General features: G+C 43.7%; 16 protein-coding genes. 1 reads left to right on the top strand and 15 read right to left on the bottom strand.

Annotated elements, in window-relative coordinates; genetic code table 11:
* Positions 1 to 7 precede the first annotated feature (7 nt).
* From opp4C (FOF60_RS06650) to FOF60_RS06590, 13 genes are all read right to left on the bottom strand, one after another.
* A complete protein-coding gene (opp4C, locus tag FOF60_RS06650; RefSeq protein WP_192472271.1) occupies positions 8 to 916 on the bottom strand; it encodes an oligopeptide ABC transporter permease in 909 nt (302 codons plus the stop codon).
* Between the two features lie 11 nt (positions 917 to 927).
* Positions 928 to 1893, bottom strand: a complete 966-nt coding sequence (gene opp4B / locus FOF60_RS06645) for an oligopeptide ABC transporter permease (RefSeq protein ID WP_192472270.1) — start codon at positions 1891 to 1893, stop codon at positions 928 to 930.
* A gap of 37 nt (positions 1894 to 1930) precedes the next feature.
* Positions 1931 to 3652: an oligopeptide ABC transporter substrate-binding protein gene (gene opp4A, locus FOF60_RS06640; RefSeq protein WP_192472269.1), complete on the bottom strand. Its 1722-nt coding sequence runs from the start codon at positions 3650 to 3652 to the stop codon at positions 1931 to 1933.
* Between the two features lie 47 nt (positions 3653 to 3699).
* A complete protein-coding gene (locus FOF60_RS06635) occupies positions 3700 to 4686 on the bottom strand; it encodes an ABC transporter ATP-binding protein (protein ID WP_192472268.1) in 987 nt (328 codons plus the stop codon).
* Positions 4686 to 5708 carry an ABC transporter ATP-binding protein gene (locus tag FOF60_RS06630; RefSeq protein WP_192472267.1) on the bottom strand — a complete coding sequence of 341 codons (1023 nt, stop codon included), beginning with the start codon at positions 5706 to 5708 and terminating at the stop codon, positions 4686 to 4688. The genes FOF60_RS06635 and FOF60_RS06630 overlap by 1 nt, the downstream gene beginning before the upstream one ends.
* Positions 5709 to 5886: 178 nt before the next feature.
* The gene (locus FOF60_RS06625; protein WP_264647651.1) at positions 5887 to 6669 is read right to left on the bottom strand and encodes a DUF2268 domain-containing putative Zn-dependent protease; all 783 of its coding nucleotides are present in this window, start codon (positions 6667 to 6669) and stop codon (positions 5887 to 5889) included.
* Positions 6670 to 6885: 216 nt separating this feature from the next.
* A complete protein-coding gene (gene opp4C, locus FOF60_RS06620) occupies positions 6886 to 7800 on the bottom strand; it encodes an oligopeptide ABC transporter permease (protein ID WP_192472265.1) in 915 nt (304 codons plus the stop codon).
* Between the two features lie 12 nt (positions 7801 to 7812).
* The gene (locus FOF60_RS06615) at positions 7813 to 8763 is read right to left on the bottom strand and encodes an ABC transporter permease (protein ID WP_192472264.1); all 951 of its coding nucleotides are present in this window, start codon (positions 8761 to 8763) and stop codon (positions 7813 to 7815) included.
* Positions 8764 to 8839: 76 nt separating this feature from the next.
* Entirely contained in the window at positions 8840 to 10492 is a 1653-nt protein-coding gene (locus FOF60_RS06610; RefSeq protein ID WP_192472263.1) for a peptide-binding protein, read from the bottom strand.
* Between the two features lie 86 nt (positions 10493 to 10578).
* Entirely contained in the window at positions 10579 to 11601 is a 1023-nt protein-coding gene (locus tag FOF60_RS06605) for an ABC transporter ATP-binding protein (protein WP_192472262.1), read from the bottom strand.
* Positions 11598 to 12581, bottom strand: coding sequence for an ABC transporter ATP-binding protein (locus FOF60_RS06600; protein WP_192472261.1), 984 nt, complete (start codon positions 12579 to 12581; stop codon positions 11598 to 11600). Before FOF60_RS06600 ends, FOF60_RS06605 begins: the two co-directional genes overlap by 4 nt.
* A 760-nt stretch (positions 12582 to 13341) precedes the next feature.
* Entirely contained in the window at positions 13342 to 14583 is a 1242-nt protein-coding gene (fabF, locus tag FOF60_RS06595) for a beta-ketoacyl-ACP synthase II (RefSeq protein ID WP_192472318.1), read from the bottom strand.
* A gap of 50 nt (positions 14584 to 14633) precedes the next feature.
* The gene (locus FOF60_RS06590; RefSeq protein ID WP_192472260.1) at positions 14634 to 15566 is read right to left on the bottom strand and encodes a beta-ketoacyl-ACP synthase III; all 933 of its coding nucleotides are present in this window, start codon (positions 15564 to 15566) and stop codon (positions 14634 to 14636) included.
* 286 nt (positions 15567 to 15852) lie between these two features.
* Between FOF60_RS06590 and FOF60_RS06585 the strand changes: the two genes are divergently transcribed.
* A complete protein-coding gene (locus FOF60_RS06585; protein WP_192472259.1) occupies positions 15853 to 16164 on the top strand; it encodes a hypothetical protein in 312 nt (103 codons plus the stop codon).
* A gap of 29 nt (positions 16165 to 16193) precedes the next feature.
* Here FOF60_RS06585 and FOF60_RS06580 read toward each other — a convergent pair whose 3' ends face one another.
* Together FOF60_RS06580 and FOF60_RS06575 are read right to left on the bottom strand one after the other, a co-directional pair.
* Positions 16194 to 16382, bottom strand: coding sequence for a ComZ family protein (locus tag FOF60_RS06580; protein ID WP_041967344.1), 189 nt, complete (start codon positions 16380 to 16382; stop codon positions 16194 to 16196).
* A gap of 24 nt (positions 16383 to 16406) precedes the next feature.
* Positions 16407 to 17357 carry a BMP family ABC transporter substrate-binding protein gene (locus FOF60_RS06575; RefSeq protein WP_192472258.1) on the bottom strand — a complete coding sequence of 317 codons (951 nt, stop codon included), beginning with the start codon at positions 17355 to 17357 and terminating at the stop codon, positions 16407 to 16409.
* Between the last annotated feature and the right edge of the window lie 84 nt (positions 17358 to 17441).

Raw genomic sequence — 17441 nt, 5'->3', positions numbered from 1 at the left:
AGATTTTTTAACGGCGTGATCTTGGATTCAATGCATCTTTTAGGCCTTCACCAACGAAGTTGATTGACAAAATCGTGAGTGTGATGGCTAGTGCAGGTGGAATCCAGATCCACGGCTTTCCTTGTAGTACGTCTGGTTCATTTGCGAATGCCAGCATGTTACCCCATGATGGAATTTCGGATGGTACACCGAATCCCAGGAAGCTTAGTCCAGTTTCTGCGACAATCATGGAAGCGAACAGGATCGTTGCCTGTACGATGATTGTTGATAGAACGTTTGGCAGTAAATGCTTTGTAATTACTTTGAAAGGTGAACATCCGATTGAGATGGCAGCAAGAATGTATTCATTCTCCTTTTCCGCCAAAATCTTGCTTCGGACAATCCTCGCTACCCCGCCCCAGCTCAGCAAGCTGATAACCATGATCAGGATAACAAGACCATTGATTTTACCATGGAAAATTGTAGCCAATACGATTACGAAAACAAGGAATGGAAAGTTCAGGACGAAATCGGTGAAGCGCATAAGCATGCTGTCAACGATACCGCCGAAATATCCTGCGATTGATCCTACAATCGTTCCAAAGAATATAACGAATAGAGTACAGCTAATTCCGACTAAGAGAGATACCCTTCCGCCGTATAACAATCTGGTAAAAACGTCACGCCCGTTTTTGTCCGTTCCCAGCCAATGCTCTGCAGATGGCTTTAAGGACATTGAGCCAATGTTGATTTTTGTTATATCTGTTGTTGTAATGTATGGAGCCAGGAAAGAGACAATCATGACGAAAACCAAGAAGATCAAGCTTGTCATCGCCAACTTGTTTTTCACAAATTTTCTTCTAGCGATGGCCCAAGGAGACATGCCTTTTTCCGGCTTCAGGTTAATCTGTGTATTATTTGCTGTAGAAACTTGCATAGCCATCCTCCTTAATCAAGCCTGATCCTTGGATCAACGATTCCATATAAAATATCTGCAACAAGGTTTCCAAACAGTGTCAAGAATGAGAACATCATTGTCAATGTCATAAGGACTGGATAGTCTCTTTGGCTGACAGAGTTCAAGAATAATTGACCGATCCCAGGATAAGTGAAGATTGTTTCGGTGATGATTGCTCCACCGACCAATGCTACGATATCAAATCCAAGGAACGTAATCAGCGGGATGATTGAATTGCGCAAGATGTGCTGATTGTAAATCTTCTTTTCCGGTGTGCCCTTAGCACGTGCCGTTCTTACGAAATCCTTACGGCTGTTTTCTATAATGTCATTACGCAGGAATTGCGTATAGCTTGCGGTACTCAATAAGCCTAATACAAGTGCTGGTAAGAAAACATGATGAATTCTGCTTAACCAATATGCAGCTGTACCTTCGGTTGTAGATATATCCACAGAACCGTTTGAAGGGAACCAGCCTAATGTGAATGAGAAGAAATAGATTGCGAACACCCCGGCTACAAATGATGGGAGTGCCAATCCAATATAGTTGGCGGTACCTATGACGTTATCGCCAAGTGTATATGGCTTTCTTCCGGCATAAATACCCATGATAAATGCTAGAATATAAGTAATTAAAATACTGGAAAATCCTAAGAATATCGTATTCGGTAGTCGTTCTGCAATGATCTCACTTGCCGGGATTTTGTATCGGGTAGATTTCCCGAAATCACCCTGCATGAAGTTTGAGATCCATGTGAAATACTGAATGTGGATAGGGTCATTATAACCAAGCTTCTCGCGCATCTCTTCTATGTATGCCGGATCCGTATTGTTCGGATCTATCTCCCCACTGAGTGAGTCCCCTGGCATAAGTTTCGCCAGGGAAAACACTACAATAGAGATAAGGAAAAGCATAGGAATCATGCCGAGTATGCGTCGTAAACTGTATTTAAGCATATGCATTCTCCTTAACTGAATAGGTGGTACTTAATGATTATTGCTTGATCCACCATTCATGAGGTGAGTTAGAGCCTGATACGTCGAAAGTAACACCTTGAACGCGCTTAGAAACAGCCATAACTTCTTCTAGCTCAAGGATTGGAAGTGATGGTACTTCTTCGTTGAAAATCTTCTGCCAGTCAGCATACAATTGTGCACGCTTTTCAGTGTCAGTTCCAACTACTTCTAAGTCAACAGCATCTTCAAGAAGCTTTTGAGCTTCTTCATTTACCCAACGTGGGTAGTTCCATACAGATTCAATTCCCCAAAGTGGTAGTGGATCCGGATCTGCACCAGTTCCCCATCCGCCATAGAATACTTCTAGAGCTGGGTCATCTTTTTCAATTTGATCGTAGTAAAGGTTAACGTCAGTCATTTGAAGCTCAGATTTCAAACCAACTTCTTCCCAATACTGAGTCATAGCTTTAGCACGAGCTTCGAAAGTTGGGTTTCCAGTTGCATAGTGAGAGAACTTAACAGTGAACTTCTCACCTTTTGGATCTTCACGGAATCCGTCGCCATCTTTGTCAACGTATCCAGCTTTATCAAGGATTTCTTTTGCTTTTTCTGGATCATAAGTGTACTGAACAGGCATATCTTCGTTAGGTGCAGCAATCCAGTGTGATGATGGGATCGGACGGTTAAGTGGCTTTCCAAGTCCGCTGAAGAATGCATCTACCCACTCTTCACGATTGATTGCATAAAGCATAGCTTGGCGCAATTCCTTGCTTGCATACTTATCTTTGTCCATTACGTTTTTCTTGCCATCGTATTTACCAAGTTTGAAACCGATATAGTAGTAAGATAAGCCAGGATATTTTACTACTTCAACATTATCAAGAGCTTCAATTTCTGGAAGAACTGTTGGGTGGAATGGAGTCATATCAAGAGATCCATTCTTAAGTTCTCCAGTAGTAAGTGAAGAATCGATAACTTTAACAACAATCTTGTCTAAGTGCGGAGCACCTTTCCAGTAGTTTTCGTTTTTAACTAGTTCTACTGATTCACCAGGGATAACCTTTGCAACTTTGAATGGACCAGTTCCTACAGGCTTAGTGCGGACCTGCTCAGAAGCAGCCATATCCTTAGGGTCGATTCCTTCAAATTCCTTGCGTGAAAGTGGGTAAGCCCAAACATTCTCAAGGTTGTTTACGCGTGCTTTGTCAAAAGTGATTTTCAAAGTATAATCATCAACAACTTCAAGACCTGCAATCTTGTCAGCCTTTCCTTCGTTGAAATCCTTTGCACCTTCGATTGTGTTTACGTTAGACCAACGCTGGTGTTCTCCACCAAGAGTAGCGATTGTTTCAAGAGCGAATACCCAGTCATGAACTGTTAATTCTTCGCCATTGTGCCATTTTACGCCTTTTTCAAATGTGAATGTGAAGACCTTGTTATCTTCAGTTTCCCAACTAGCGATGTTTGGTTCTGCTTTAAGGTTTTCATCATAGTCGATCAATGCATCGTCGAAGAATGCGATGATGTCATCATCTCCGTCAGCATCGTAGAAGTTCCAGTTCAAAAGGCCTTTGAACTCAGAGCTTAAAGCGTAAGTCAATGTACCGCCATCTTGCGGTCCTGTTTCTTCTGCTGCTTTATCCTTGTCGTCTTCTTTTGGATCAGCTGTTGTCTTCTTTGTTTCTCCTCCGCTGCACGCAGCAAGGAATGTTGATAAAACCAATACTAGCATAGCTAGCCAAAGCAATGGTTTCTTCATGGTTTTCCCCCCGTTTTTCAATGTATTTGTTTGCAAAAATTATTGCCCTAGTAAAGGTGGCAAGCAACTCGGTGTCCTGGCTTCACCTCCTTTAAAGCTGGCTTCACTTGAGAACACTCTGCCATCGCTGCTGGGCAGCGCGGATGGAATGGACAGCCTGTTGGAGGGTTCAATGGACTTGGCACATCTCCTTCAAGTACAATCCTTTCCTTCTTCCTGCGCGGATCCGGCATTGGAATGGCTGAAATCAAAGCCTGGGTATATGGGTGGAGCGGCTCAGCATACATGCTGTTGCGGTCGGCAATTTCAACCATATTGCCGAGATACATTACGCCGATCCGGTCACTCATATGCTTAACGACACTAAGGTCATGAGCGATAAATAAGAAAGTCAGGTCAAATTCCTTCTGAAGCTCTTTCAATAGATTGAGAACCTGGGATTGCACGGATACGTCAAGGGCAGATACCGGCTCATCAGCAATGATCAGCTTTGGTCTCAGCGCCAGCGCCCTGGCAATGCCGATTCTTTGTCTTTGCCCGCCTGAAAATTCATGGGCATATTTATAGTAAGCATCTTCAGGAAGACCTACTTTAGTCAATAAATCCATTACCTCATCTTTCAAGTCTTTCAAGCTAGCACTCTTGAAGTTCCGGATTGGTTCAGAGACAATGTCACCGACCATTTGCATTGGGTTAAGTGAAGCGTAAGGATCCTGGAAGACCATCTGGATATCCTGGCGGATAGCCTGGAGTGTCTTGCCCCTCAATTTTGTGATATCCTTGCCTTCAAAAACGATTTCCCCATCTGTCGCATTCAACAATCTGATAATGGTTCTTCCTGTTGTTGATTTGCCGCAGCCAGATTCCCCTACTAGACCCAATGTTTCACCCTTTTTAATTTCGAATGAAACATCATCGACAGCTTTGACATTGCCAATTGTCCGGCGGAAAAACCCGCCTTTTACAGGATAATAGGTTTTCAGATTCTTAATTTCCAGCAAATTCTCTTTTTCTGTTAAAGTTGTATTGCTCATTATGCCTTAACTCCTTCTTTTGGCATACTTGCTTCATATAGAATGCACGCCACTTCATGTCCTTGCTCGATTTCTCCAAGCTGTGGAGTGATACTTGTACACTCTGGCATTGCTTTCGGACAACGGTTTGCGAATCGGCAGCCAGTTGCAGGCATATTCTTAAGCGACGGGACAATTCCCTTGATTGAGCTTAGTTCTTCTTTGTCCTCATCCATTTTAGGAATGGCACCCATCATCAATTCTGTGTATGGATGCTTCGGGTTATAGAACAGTGTGTCGACATCAGCACGTTCAACAATGCGGCCTGCATACATTACGATGACTTCGTCACACATTTCTGCAACAACGCCAAGGTCATGTGTGATCATAATGACCGACATATCATTAACTTCCTGGATACTCTTGAGCAATTCGAGAATCTGGGCCTGGACTGTTACATCCAATGCTGTTGTAGGCTCGTCCGCAATCAGAAGCTTTGGCTGGTTGGCAATGGCCATCGCAATCATGACCCTCTGCCTCATACCTCCGGATAACTGGTGCGGATACTCATCAACGATTTTCTCAGGTCGGGAAATGCCAACGCTTTTCAATAGCGCGATACTCTTCTGCCTTGCTTCTGCTTTTGAGATTTTTGTATGGTTGAACAATACTTCCTGCAGCTGGAATCCTATAGTAAAAACCGGATTCATCGATGTCATGGGTTCCTGGAAGATCATTGAGATATCCCGCCCGCGGATTTTGTTCATTTCCTTTTCAGATAACTGTTCGAGATGAACTCCTTCGAAAACAATTTCGCCGCCTCGAATCTTTCCAACCCCTTTTGGCAGGAGCTGCATGACCGATAGGCTCATAACCGATTTACCGCACCCTGATTCGCCAACAACCCCGACAATCTGCCTTGGTTTGACAGCAAAACTCACCTTGTCTACAGCGTTATAAAATTCGCCATCGATATTAAAAGCTGTTTCAAGGTTCTTGACCTCAAGCAAAGGTGCTTCATTATGTATTGAATAGTTGCTCATTTGGACACCTTCTCACATTTTAAATAATAAAATATTCTGCAAATTCGATATATTTTAATAAAATGTTATTACAGATTTATTACATTTGCAATACTTTTTTTTCAATTGGGAAATTTATAATTTTTTAGAAATAGTAAAAAAACCCGTGGATACTGGGTTTTTTAGGTTTTGAAAATTATTAAAATTTTAGTAACTTTGTAAATTCGCAGGAAGGAATCTTAAATGATGCTTTTTCAGTAAAATTTCCTTTTTGTTTATATTGTTTTACTATTTCATAGCCTATAGCATAGCCCAGAAGCCTTGGTTTACCGGCTAATCCAAACAAAATTTCATCATGCTGACGGTCTTCTCTCGTTATAAAGAGCTTGTTTTCCACCTCTTTTTTCCAAAAGTCAGCCAAAGTTTTTGTCGAATATCGTCTACTCCAATCCCCTGTATAATTTTCACCGCAATTTTCGGCAACTGTATGCTCAGCTAGGCCCTCTAAAATTATTGAATCCAGAAGAGTATATTCCTCAGGTTTTTTCTTTTGTGCCTGCATCCTGCAAACATGGTGGTATTCATGGACGAACAATGCTTCCAGCTCTTTCTTGTCATCGACAGGTGTCAGGAAAATGAACATTTTATCGATGAAGGAAAGTCCTGATTTTCCTTTCCCTTCCCTCATTAACCTCGAGTTCGATTGATCCATGGGAAAAATGAAGATTGGAATGTCCGGTCCATTCCATTTCTTTTTGTATTTTTTAAAGAGTTCCTCTGTCCGTCTCCAGTAGCCTTCCTTTTTCAGATTTTCGAAAACCCTTTTGTTTCTTCGGTCCGGCTTGTACATGCCAAAGTTCTTTAAATAGGAATAGATTTTTTGGGGATCATCGGCTCCCTTAAAATGTCCTAGCAGGTTTTCACAAACTTTCTTTATATCGTTAAAATCAGTTTCTAGCCACTTATCTGTCCTGACGATCACATTGCATTCCCTCCACTTGCTTTGCTTCGTTACAGCCATTTTATGAAATTAACAGCCAATGGTTCGAAGGAATCCTTTACATAAAGAAATTTTCCCAACATGAACAAAAAGTGGAATCCACAATATAATTCCCCTGGATAAAGACTAAAAGCCAGAGAGGTCCCTGGCTTTTTACAGTAACTATATGTTTTCCTGATTCCAGCTTAAGATTAAATATTACTCGTTTATCTTCGGATCGAGCGCATCCCTCAGACCATCGCCGACAAAGTTGAAACAAATGACGGTCAACAGGATCATTAACCCCGGCGCTAGCGGATACCACCATGATTTCAAGAGAATCGTAAAATTCTGTGCGTCCTGGAGCATATTCCCCCAGCTTGCGTGCGGCGGCTGTATTCCAAGACCCAAATAGCTCAATCCTGATTCGGCCAAAATGACATAGCCAACTGCCAGTGTTGCCGAGACGATGATCGGGCCCATTGCATTCGGCAGGATATGTGAGAAAATGATTGTTGGCGTCTTTGTACCTATCGTCTTGGATGCCAGGACAAACTCTCTCGACCTTAATGAAAGGAATTCACCTCTGACAAGTCGTGCAGTAGTTGTCCACCCCAAAAGCGCGAAGATTAAAATCAGCTTATCCACTCCCGGCTTGAAAATCGTAACCAGCGTAATCAATAAGAAGATGGATGGGATTGACAGGATGATATCGACAAACCTCATGATCATGGCATCAACAATCCCGCCAACATAGCCTGCGACAGCTCCGAGGAAGGTTCCTATCGTTATCGAGCCAAGTACAGAGGCAAATCCGACCAATAAAGAAATTCTTGCTCCGAATAAAAGTCTTGAAAACACATCCCTGCCAAACCTGTCCGTCCCGAGCCAGTGCTCACTGTTCGGCGGCTGCAGTTTTAAAAGCAGGTTCTGCTTGGAAGGTGAGTACGGGGCAATTATTGGCGCTAACAGAGCAGCAGCTATAATGATGATCAGAAAAATACCGCCAAAAACGGCAAGCTTGTTTCTCACAAATTTCCTGACTATGATTCCAAGCATTGTGTCATGCGAGGTGTTAACACCGTGCAATTCCAGGCTGCCAGATTGATTTCCAGCTAGATTTGTTTTTGCCATGTTTACCTCCCCTTAATACTCGATCCTTGGATCAAAGATTGCGTACAGGATGTCTGCGATCAAATTACCGATCACGACGAAAACCGCCGAAATGACAGTTAATCCCATCAGTACAGGATAATCCCGCTGGAACGCAGAATCTACGAATAACAAGCCAATTCCCGGCCAGGTAAAGATTTTTTCAACAATGACCGCTCCGCCAATGAATGAAGGAATCATCAGGCCAAAAATCGTGATGACCGGAATCAACCCATTTCGAAGGCCGTGTTTATAGATGACTTTGTTCTCCTTGAATCCCTTCGCTCTAGCAGTCCTCATATAATCCTGCTTAATCACTTCCATCATGCTCGACCTTGTATACCTAGTCAGCCCTGCCATGTCTGCCGCTGCCAGAACGAATGCCGGCATGATCAAGTGGTGGATCCTGTCCCAGAGGCTGAACGGGGCATTCAGGGTCGCCACCCCTCCTGTTGGGAACCAGTTATTCTGAACGGCAAAAACCATAATCAGGATCAAGCCCAGAAAGAAGTTTGGGGTTGCTACACCAAGGAATGATGTAACGGTTACAGTATAGTCAAGTTTCGAATAAGGTCTTGTGGCCGAAATGATTCCAAATGGAATGGAAATCAGCAATGCCAGGAGAGTCGAAACGACCATCAATAAAATCGTATTCGGCATCCTGTTCATGATCATTTCCATTACAGGAACCCCTTTGCGGATCAGTGATGTACCAAAATCCCCTTGAAGCATGGCTCCCAGCCATTTTAAATACTGAATATGAACCGGATCGTTGAGACCGTATCTCTCCATGAACCTGGCCTTGTCCTCAGGGCTGATCGTCGGATCCATCATCAAGCTGGCAGGATCCCCAGGGGCCAGCTTCATGATGGCAAAAGAGACGATGGTAATGCCCAGCAGCAAAGGAATGGCCATCAGTACTCGGCGAATGATATATGAAAGCATGGCAATTCTCCTTTTAGTAATAAGAGATAATTAAATTTGAAAGGGAAGGGATTTTCCCTTCCCTCCCATCCTGATCCTATTGTTTCAGCCACCACTTGGAGATATCATAAAAATCATCCTTCGCGTGGAACACATAGCCTTCCAGATTAGCCGGCATGACCCTGTGGACATTTGGATAATACAGGAATGTGTATGGCTGGTCTTCTGCCAGCATCTTATAAATGTCGGCATATGCTGCTTTGTACTCATCCTGATCAAGAATCTGCTTCGCTTCTTCCATCAGCTTATCCGCTTCAGGATTCGAGTACCATACGAAGTTCAGGCCCGCTTCCATCTGGCTAGTGTGGAAAATATCATACTGATCCGGGAATGTAGACAAGCTCCATCCAAGAACAAGCGCGTCGTAATTCCAGTTCGGCGCAGAGATTTGCTCGATGAACGCGCTCCATTCAACGATTTCAGGCTTCGCTTCGATTCCTACTTCCTTCAATTGCTCCTGAAGGACCACGACAATATCTTCCCTTACTTTGTTACCCTGGTTTGTTTTTACCGTGAAGGAGAATTTCTTGCCGTCCTTATCTAGAATTCCGTCGCCATCTGAATCCTTCCAGCCAGCTTCAGCCAGTAATGACTTTGCTTTTTCAACGTCAAATTCAAATTTCGGAACATCTTCATTGTATGCGAACGATAGTGGACTTTCCGGAACATGCGCCACTTTCCCGTCTCCGTTCATGACAGAGCTGACGATTGCTTCCCTGTCAATTGCGTGAGTGATTGCCTGACGGACTTTTTTGTCTTTGAACAGTTCATTCTTTTGGTTGTATCCCAGATATGTGTATGAAAGACCAAGGCCAGACTCCACTTTAACACCTGGGAATGACTTGACGGTTTCAATATCTGTTCCTGGAACTCCAGCTGCAAAATGGATATCACCAGCCTGGATTTGCGCAATCATGGCATCCATATCAGGAACGATTTTATAAGTAAGTGTATCCAGGTACGGACGGCCTTGGAAGTAATCATCGAACGCTTCAACTTTTACATACTCTCCGTCTTTCCATTCAACGAATTTGAACGGACCAGTACCAATCGGGCTCTTCGTATTGAATTCATGTTCACCCAGCTCGGCAACAGGAACACCCTTAAGGATATGCTCAGGCAGGATGTAATAGCTTAGTGATACTGGATAGAAGGAAGCATCCTTCTTGCTCAGCTTGAACTCAACAGTATAGTCATCAATTTTCTTGACGGATTCCATTGCTTCGAAAGCTGATCCGCGCTCACCATTATAATCAGGGTCTTTTGGAATGCTGAAAGTGAATACAACGTCATCCGCAGTAAACTCTTCTCCGTCATGCCATTTGATTCCCTGTTTCAATTTTGCCGTAAATGTCAGGCCATCTTCAGAGATATCAATTGACTCAGCCATGCTCATCGTCGGATTGAATTCCGTATCGGATGATACAAGACTGTCAAAAATGAACCCTTCAATGTCAGAGCTTGACGTATCAGTTGAGTAAAGCGGGTTGAAAACTGTTGGTGCACCAGTGGAACCAATGATCAAATCCCCGCCTTGCTGCGGACCTGTGGCCTGCTCTTCTTCTTTTTTGCCATCATCTCCAGGAGTTTCTTTCGGATCATCAGCTTGATTTCCTGTACATGCAGTCAGGAAGATTGACAGAATCAGGGTAAGACTGATTAACAACCAGGAAGCTTTTCTTAATTTCACATTTTTTCCCCCTTAAATTTTTTTACTAGTTTTTAAGACAAGCAGAAAGGTGTTCCTATCTCCCCCCTTCAAATCCTGCAGCTGCCCTATGTATAAAGATGGCAGGCAACAAAATGATTGCTCTTGACTTCTTTGAAGTCCGGGTTCACTTGTTTGCAAAGGTCAAATGCGGCTGGGCACCTTGTATGGAAGACACACCCTTTTGGCGGGTTTGCCGGGCTTGGCAGCTCACCTTTTAAAATAATCCGCTCCCTCTTCATGACACCTTTCTTCCTGGGCACCGGCACAGCTGAAAGCAACGCCTGTGTATACGGATGGAGCGGTTCTGCATAAAGCTCTTTCTTGGAGGCAAGCTCCATCATTTTTCCTAGGTACATAACCCCTACCCGGTCGCTTATATGCCTGACAACACTTAGGTCATGAGATATAAAGATATAAGTAAGGCCGAATTCTTCCTGAAGGTCCTCCATCAAATTGATGATTTGTGCCTGAATGGAGACATCCAGTGCAGAAACTGCTTCATCAGCTATAATTAATTCCGGGTTCAACGCCAGTGTTCTGGCTATCCCGATCCTCTGTCTCTGCCCCCCCGAAAATTCATGTGGATAACGATTGATAAAGGAAGCATTAAGTCCTACCTTTTCCAATAAACCCTCAACATGTGCATCCCGTTCTTTGCCTTTAAATATTTGGTGGGTATCGAGCGGTTCCCTGATGATCGATCTCAACGTTTTCCGCGGATTGAGCGAAGCAAAGGGATCCTGGAAAATCATCTGGATATTTTTACGTACATCTTTCCTCAAATCGCTCTCTGACAGATGGGAGATATCCTGGCCATTGAAGATGATTTTTCCATCAGTAGGTTCATAGAGTCGGATAATCGTTCTTCCGACAGTCGATTTGCCGCAGCCTGATTCTCCCACGATTCCTAATGTCTCTCCTTTATTCACCTTCAAATTTATTCCGTCAACTGCCTTTATATGACCAACTGTCTTTTGCAGCAAACCAGATTTGATAGGAAAGTGTTTCTTTAGGTCCTGTAATTCAAGCAAGGTTTCGGAGCTATTCTTTAATGTTTTATTTTCAAGAGATTCATTTGTTGAGATCATTTCTCCCCCTCCTTGCCATCATGTAAAAAGCACCTTACAGACCTGGTGTTGTACTTCCTCATAAGACTTGGCATTTCACTGTAGCAGCGGTCAAAAGCATGCGGGCAGCGTGGGGCAAAACGGCAGCCTTTTGGCAGATTCTCGGGTGATGGTACATTTCCTTCGATTGAGACAAGCCGCGCATGATCCTCGTCTATCGATGGAATTGAACCCATCAGACCATTTGTATAAGGATGAAGTGGGTTTTCAAACAGGTCTTCCACCATTGCTTCTTCTACGACCTGGCCTGCATACATGACGACAACCCGGTCAGCGACATCAGAAACCACTCCGAGGTCATGTGTAATAATCAAGATGGAGGTATTGAACTTCGTGCTCAAATCCTTCATCAAGTCCAGGATTTGCGCCTGTATGGTCACGTCCAATGCTGTAGTCGGCTCATCCGCAATCAACAGCTTCGGATTACAGCTCATCGCCATCGCAATCATCACCCGCTGGCGCATGCCCCCCGAAAGCCGATGCGGATAATCATTGATGATTTCCTTCGCACGGGAAAAACCAACTAGTTCGAGCATATCGATTGCCTTTTTCTTGGCCATCGCCTGGTTCAATCCCTGATGATATGTCAGGACCTCCGTGATTTGTTCCCCGATGGTAAGCACAGGATTCAGCGATGTCATCGGCTCCTGGAAAATCATCGAAATGTCATTGCCGCGAATCCTGCACATTTCTTCCTCGCTGGCTTTGACAAGATCCCGGCCATCAAACTGGATCTGCCCGTCCACAATTTCCCCTGGCGGACTAGGAATCAATCGCATGATAGATAGAGAAGTAATACTTTTTCCAGACCCCGACTCCCCCACCAATGCGACAGTTTCCCCTTTATTAATCACAAGGTCCACTCCGTCTACTGCTGGAATCACTGTCTTTTTCCTTTTAAAATAGGTTTTTAGATTCTTTAGTTCCAATAAGGCTGTCACGTTTCTTGCACACCGCCTATCCCATGAAATTGATATAAAGAGAATTGACTTTCTGACCAGTTAAAGATTCTGATAATTATTAATTATTAGAGACGTAGTTCTTTTATTACACTTTCATTACTTTTTTTAAGACAATATTCCGTAGTCATTTTTTAAATGCATGCTTTTTGAAGGAAAAATACTTTTTCAAGAAAATAGATTTGGGTATTTTTTAGTCTAGGTTGGGGTGCGAAATTTTTCCTTTTTTTCAGAAGTAAAGCTCGGGTAGCTAAAGGACAGGGAGTAACGGGGGTTGCTTTTACCGAAATACGAGAGCGAAAGTGCTTTCGGGCAATGCAGACCCGTTTCTTTTACCGAAAAATATATTCTGGAGCATTTTCGGGCAATGCAGACTCGTTTCTTTTACCGAAAAATATATTCTGAAGCATTTTCGGGTAATGAAGACTCGTTTCTTTTACCGAAAAATATATTCTGGAGCATTTTCGGGTAATGCAGACATGTTTCTTTTACCGAAAAATATATTCTGAAGCATTTTCGGGTAATGAAGATACGTTTCTTTAACCGAAAAATATATTCTGAAGCATTTTCGGGTAATGCAGTGTGGATCCATTCACCAAAATTCACAAACCAGCGAAAAAACGTGGAATCGCCCAACATCAATTGCTCCGCACCAATGCCAAATACAAAATAAAAAGCAGAAACCCGATAACTAAACAGGGTTTCTGCTTCTATATTGCGAGGGTCTCTCCCTCGTATTCCATTATCCTTCGTATTTTCTGAAAGCAATCGTTGCGTTGTGGCCGCCGAAGCCCAGTGAGTTGCTGATTGCAGCATTTACCTGCTGCTTGCGTGCTGCATTTGGCACATAATCGAGATCACAGTCTGGATCAGGTGTTTCCAGGTTGATGGTTGGAGGCAGGATCCCTTCATTCAAAGCCAAAACCGTGAAAATCGCTTCAATCCCGCCTGCTGCTCCAAGCAAGTGGCCTGTCATTGATTTGGTTGAACTGACTGAAAGCTTGTATGCATGCTCTCCAAATACGGATTTGATGGCCATTGTTTCATATTTATCATTATATTCAGTACTTGTTCCGTGGGCGTTAATGTAACCTACTTCTTCTGGTGCAAGGCCTGCATCGTCAAGAGCCATTTTCATTGCTCTTGCTCCGCCTTCCCCTTCAGGAGCTGGTGCGGTAATGTGATAGGCATCGCCGGTAGCACCATAACCTACGATTTCAGCATAGATTTTTGCTCCACGGGCCAAAGCGTGCTCCAGGTCTTCAAGAACAACAATTCCCGCGCCCTCGCCCATAACAAATCCATCGCGATTTTTATCAAAAGGCCTGCTCGCTTTTTGCGGATCCTGATTGGTAGATAGCGCTGTATTTGCACAGAAGCCTGCGAAAGACATTCTTGTAATCGGCGCTTCTGCCCCGCCAGTAACCATTACGTCAGCGTCACCGCGCTGGATAACCTTGAAGGCATCCCCAATTGAGTTAGTTCCAGTTGCACATGCTGTGACTGTACAAGAGTTAAAGCCTCTCGCGCCAAGTGTGATGGATACCTGTCCAGTTGCCATATCAGGAATCATCATCGGCACGAAGAATGGGCTGACCCTGCGATATCCTCTGTTCATGAACGTTTCGTGCTGCTGTTCAAATGTCTCCATCCCGCCGATACCTGAACCGATCCATACACCTACTCGCGGAGCGTTTTCATCCGTGATTTCAAGTTCTGAATCTTTCACGGCCATCAATGAAGCGGCAACAGCATAATGAGTAAAGCGGTCCATCTTTCTTGCATCTTTACGGTCAATAAAGTTTTCAACATTGAATTCCTTAACCTCTGCTGCAACCTTTGCTGGGAAATCATCGGCATTCAGTCTCGTAACCGGGCCAATTCCCGATACACCTTCAAGTATATTATTCCAGGTTGTTCCCGCGTCATTTCCAAGAGGCGTTACAGCCCCGATACCAGTAACAACGACTCTGCGTTTCTCCATCATTATTGCATCTCCTTTATCTATAATATAAAGTTCATCTAATAATCTGTTTATAGACCCCAGCGCATGGCGATCGCGCCCCATGTCAACCCGCCGCCAAAGCCAACCATTACCACTACATCGCCGTCCTTGATTTTCCCTGCTTCCAACTCTTCAAAAAGCGAGATCGGAATTGACGCGGCTGATGTATTTCCGTATTTATGGACGGTCTTTGACATTTTTTCTACTGGAAGCTCAAGTCGCTGTCGGGCTGATTCCATGATCCTGATATTTGCCTGATGAGGAATTAGGAAATCAACATCCTCTTTTGATAGTCCAGCTTTTTCAAGGACATTGACGCTGCTTTCACCCATTTGCCTAACCGCAAATTTAAACACTTCACGGCCATTCATAACAATATAATCATCCTGATACAGATGCTTTCCGCCGGAACCGTCAGAGCCTAACTCGAATGAAAGAACTCCTTTACCGTCAGAAACAGGTCCCATGACAACCGCGCCGGCTCCATCACCAAAAAGCACGGCTGTGTTACGATCTTTCCAATCGGTTATCTTGGAAAGCTTTTCTACACCTACTATTAAAACATACTTATAAGTGCCAGCTTCAATAAATTGCTTTCCGGTAACCATTCCATACATGAATCCCGCGCACGCAGCACTCAGGTCCATGGCGGCCGCCTTTTTCGCCCCAAGCTGATCCTGGAGCATGCACGAGACGGTAGGAAATGGCTGATCCGGCGTAACTGTCGCAACAAGAATCAAGTCGATCTCTTCAGCTGAAATTCCAGCATTGCTGATTGCCTCCGCTGCAGCACGATAGGCTAAATCCGAGGTATCCATATCATCGCCTGCTATTCTTCTTTCTTCAATCCCTGTCCTGGACCGGATCCACTCGTCCGAAGTATCCATCCTCTTTTCTAAATCAAGATTTGTTACCACTTCCTCCGGCAAATACCGCCCAACCCCAATTATCCCTGCATTCATGGGATCCATCTCCTTTTATCTTGGATTCTGTCTATTTTCGCTAAAATTATTATTATCAAATATTATGACTTGGTACTAATTTTATCAGAAACTGCTCTCTATCTGCAACTGAAAATTGAGATTTCCGCACATGCCCTAGTCCATGTGGCCATATGAATCATAAACTACAGTGAAGACCTTTGCTTTTGGGCATTTCTTCAACGCGCAAGGCAGATTAAAATAAGCCAGTCTAACCAGTTGCTTACAATCTGAAAATAAATAGAAAAATAGAAAGGTGGGAGTGAAATTGGAGGATGGAAGAGACAGAGACTTATTTGGTTTCAGGCTAAAGAGAGAGAATGAAGAGAGTCCCGATCAACGAGAGCGGGAGAATTCGCATTTCGATCATTTTATGTTCGGGCAGCCAAGATACAAAGAAGATTCAAGTGAGCAAAGTGAGAAAAATGATTCTCCCCTCAACAAGTATCTGGGACAAATCGATTTAGATGAAGTGATGTACCATGTAGATACACTGATCACATCAGCCAGAGAGCTCAAGCCGCTAGTGGGAAAGGTTAAACCACTTTTTGATCATTTTATGGATAAAAACAAAAGCTGAGGCGAGCCTCAGCTTTTCCTATATGTATATTATTCCTTTGCAGCATCAGCTTTTCCAAGCTCATAAGCTTCATTCATTACATTTGTGAAAAGCGTGAAAAATGGCTGCAGGTTGTCCATAGTCAACTCAATGCCTGCCTCCTGTAGTTTTTGCTGCGCTTCCGGAAGGTACTTCATGGCAATTTGCATGAACTCCATCGTTTTGTCATTGCTTTGCATGTCTATTGTCTCCTTTAATAATAATTACTGGTTGGGCAATTTACCGTTTTCTTTATAAGAGTTAATATAAGTGCCTACTCTTTCCCTGAAGTTGGCATCGACTTTAGGACTGAACTTCCCCAGAGAAATAACACCATCCTGAAAGTCGAATGACAGGTTGCCAGATTTAAGCTCCCCATTATTAAACTTATCGGCCGTCAATTCATACAAGTCATCAACATGCTGGACAGTACTCGTCAATACCGTCGATTCACCGAAATCCGACTGGTCTGAAATATAACCGATAATATACAAGCCTCGGTCCTTTACTCTTTCAATGACAGGTACATTATACCCATCTCCAGCAGGATATATGACATCAGCTCCGTCATCCAGAACATCATCCAGGACATCGAGTGCCTTTTTTTGGTCATCCCAGTGCCCAACATAACGTATGTCCACCTTCATATCTTCGTTTTCAAAGATTGCTCCATCGTAAAAGCCTTCCACTTCAGGCTGCCATTCATATGCTGCAATGATTCCGACTTTGCCGGTTTCAGACATGTGGCTCGCGACCATTCCGCCAAAAAAGCCCATGGCATATGCCTTAAAATTCAAGCTTGTCGTATTTTTTGCCCTGGCATCCCCATTAAAGCTAATGAAATGTATATCAGGATATTCCCCTGAAATTTTATTGAAATAGGCTGCGTATTCATTTCCATGCCCATAAATAAGGTTGACTCCCTGCCTGTCAAACTCCCTCACCGCAGCCTCTACAGCTTCCTGCGAATTCATTCCTTCTTTGAAAAAGACATCAACCTCCAGGCTGGATTGGATTTGCAGAAGTCCACGATATCCTTTCGTCCCCCACACCTGATCATTAATAGTTTCAGGCACCAACAGGCCGACTTTCTCCACCTTGCCAGTTGCTAGTGGTTGTCCGCATCCCCCAAGCAAAAGAAGGCTTAACAATATTAGCCCGAAACGTTTCAGCATCCGATGCATCTCCTTTATGCGCCACTGTGCAAATCCTTCACAACATCCAGTGCCCGCTTTATTAAAATGGAACCGATTATAAGA

Source organism: Mesobacillus jeotgali (assembly GCF_014856545.2).
Taxonomy (GTDB): Bacteria; Bacillota; Bacilli; order Bacillales; family Cytobacillaceae; genus Mesobacillus.
The sequence above is the reverse complement of the archived record's forward strand: the minus strand, read 5'-3'. Positions and strand labels throughout refer to the sequence as shown.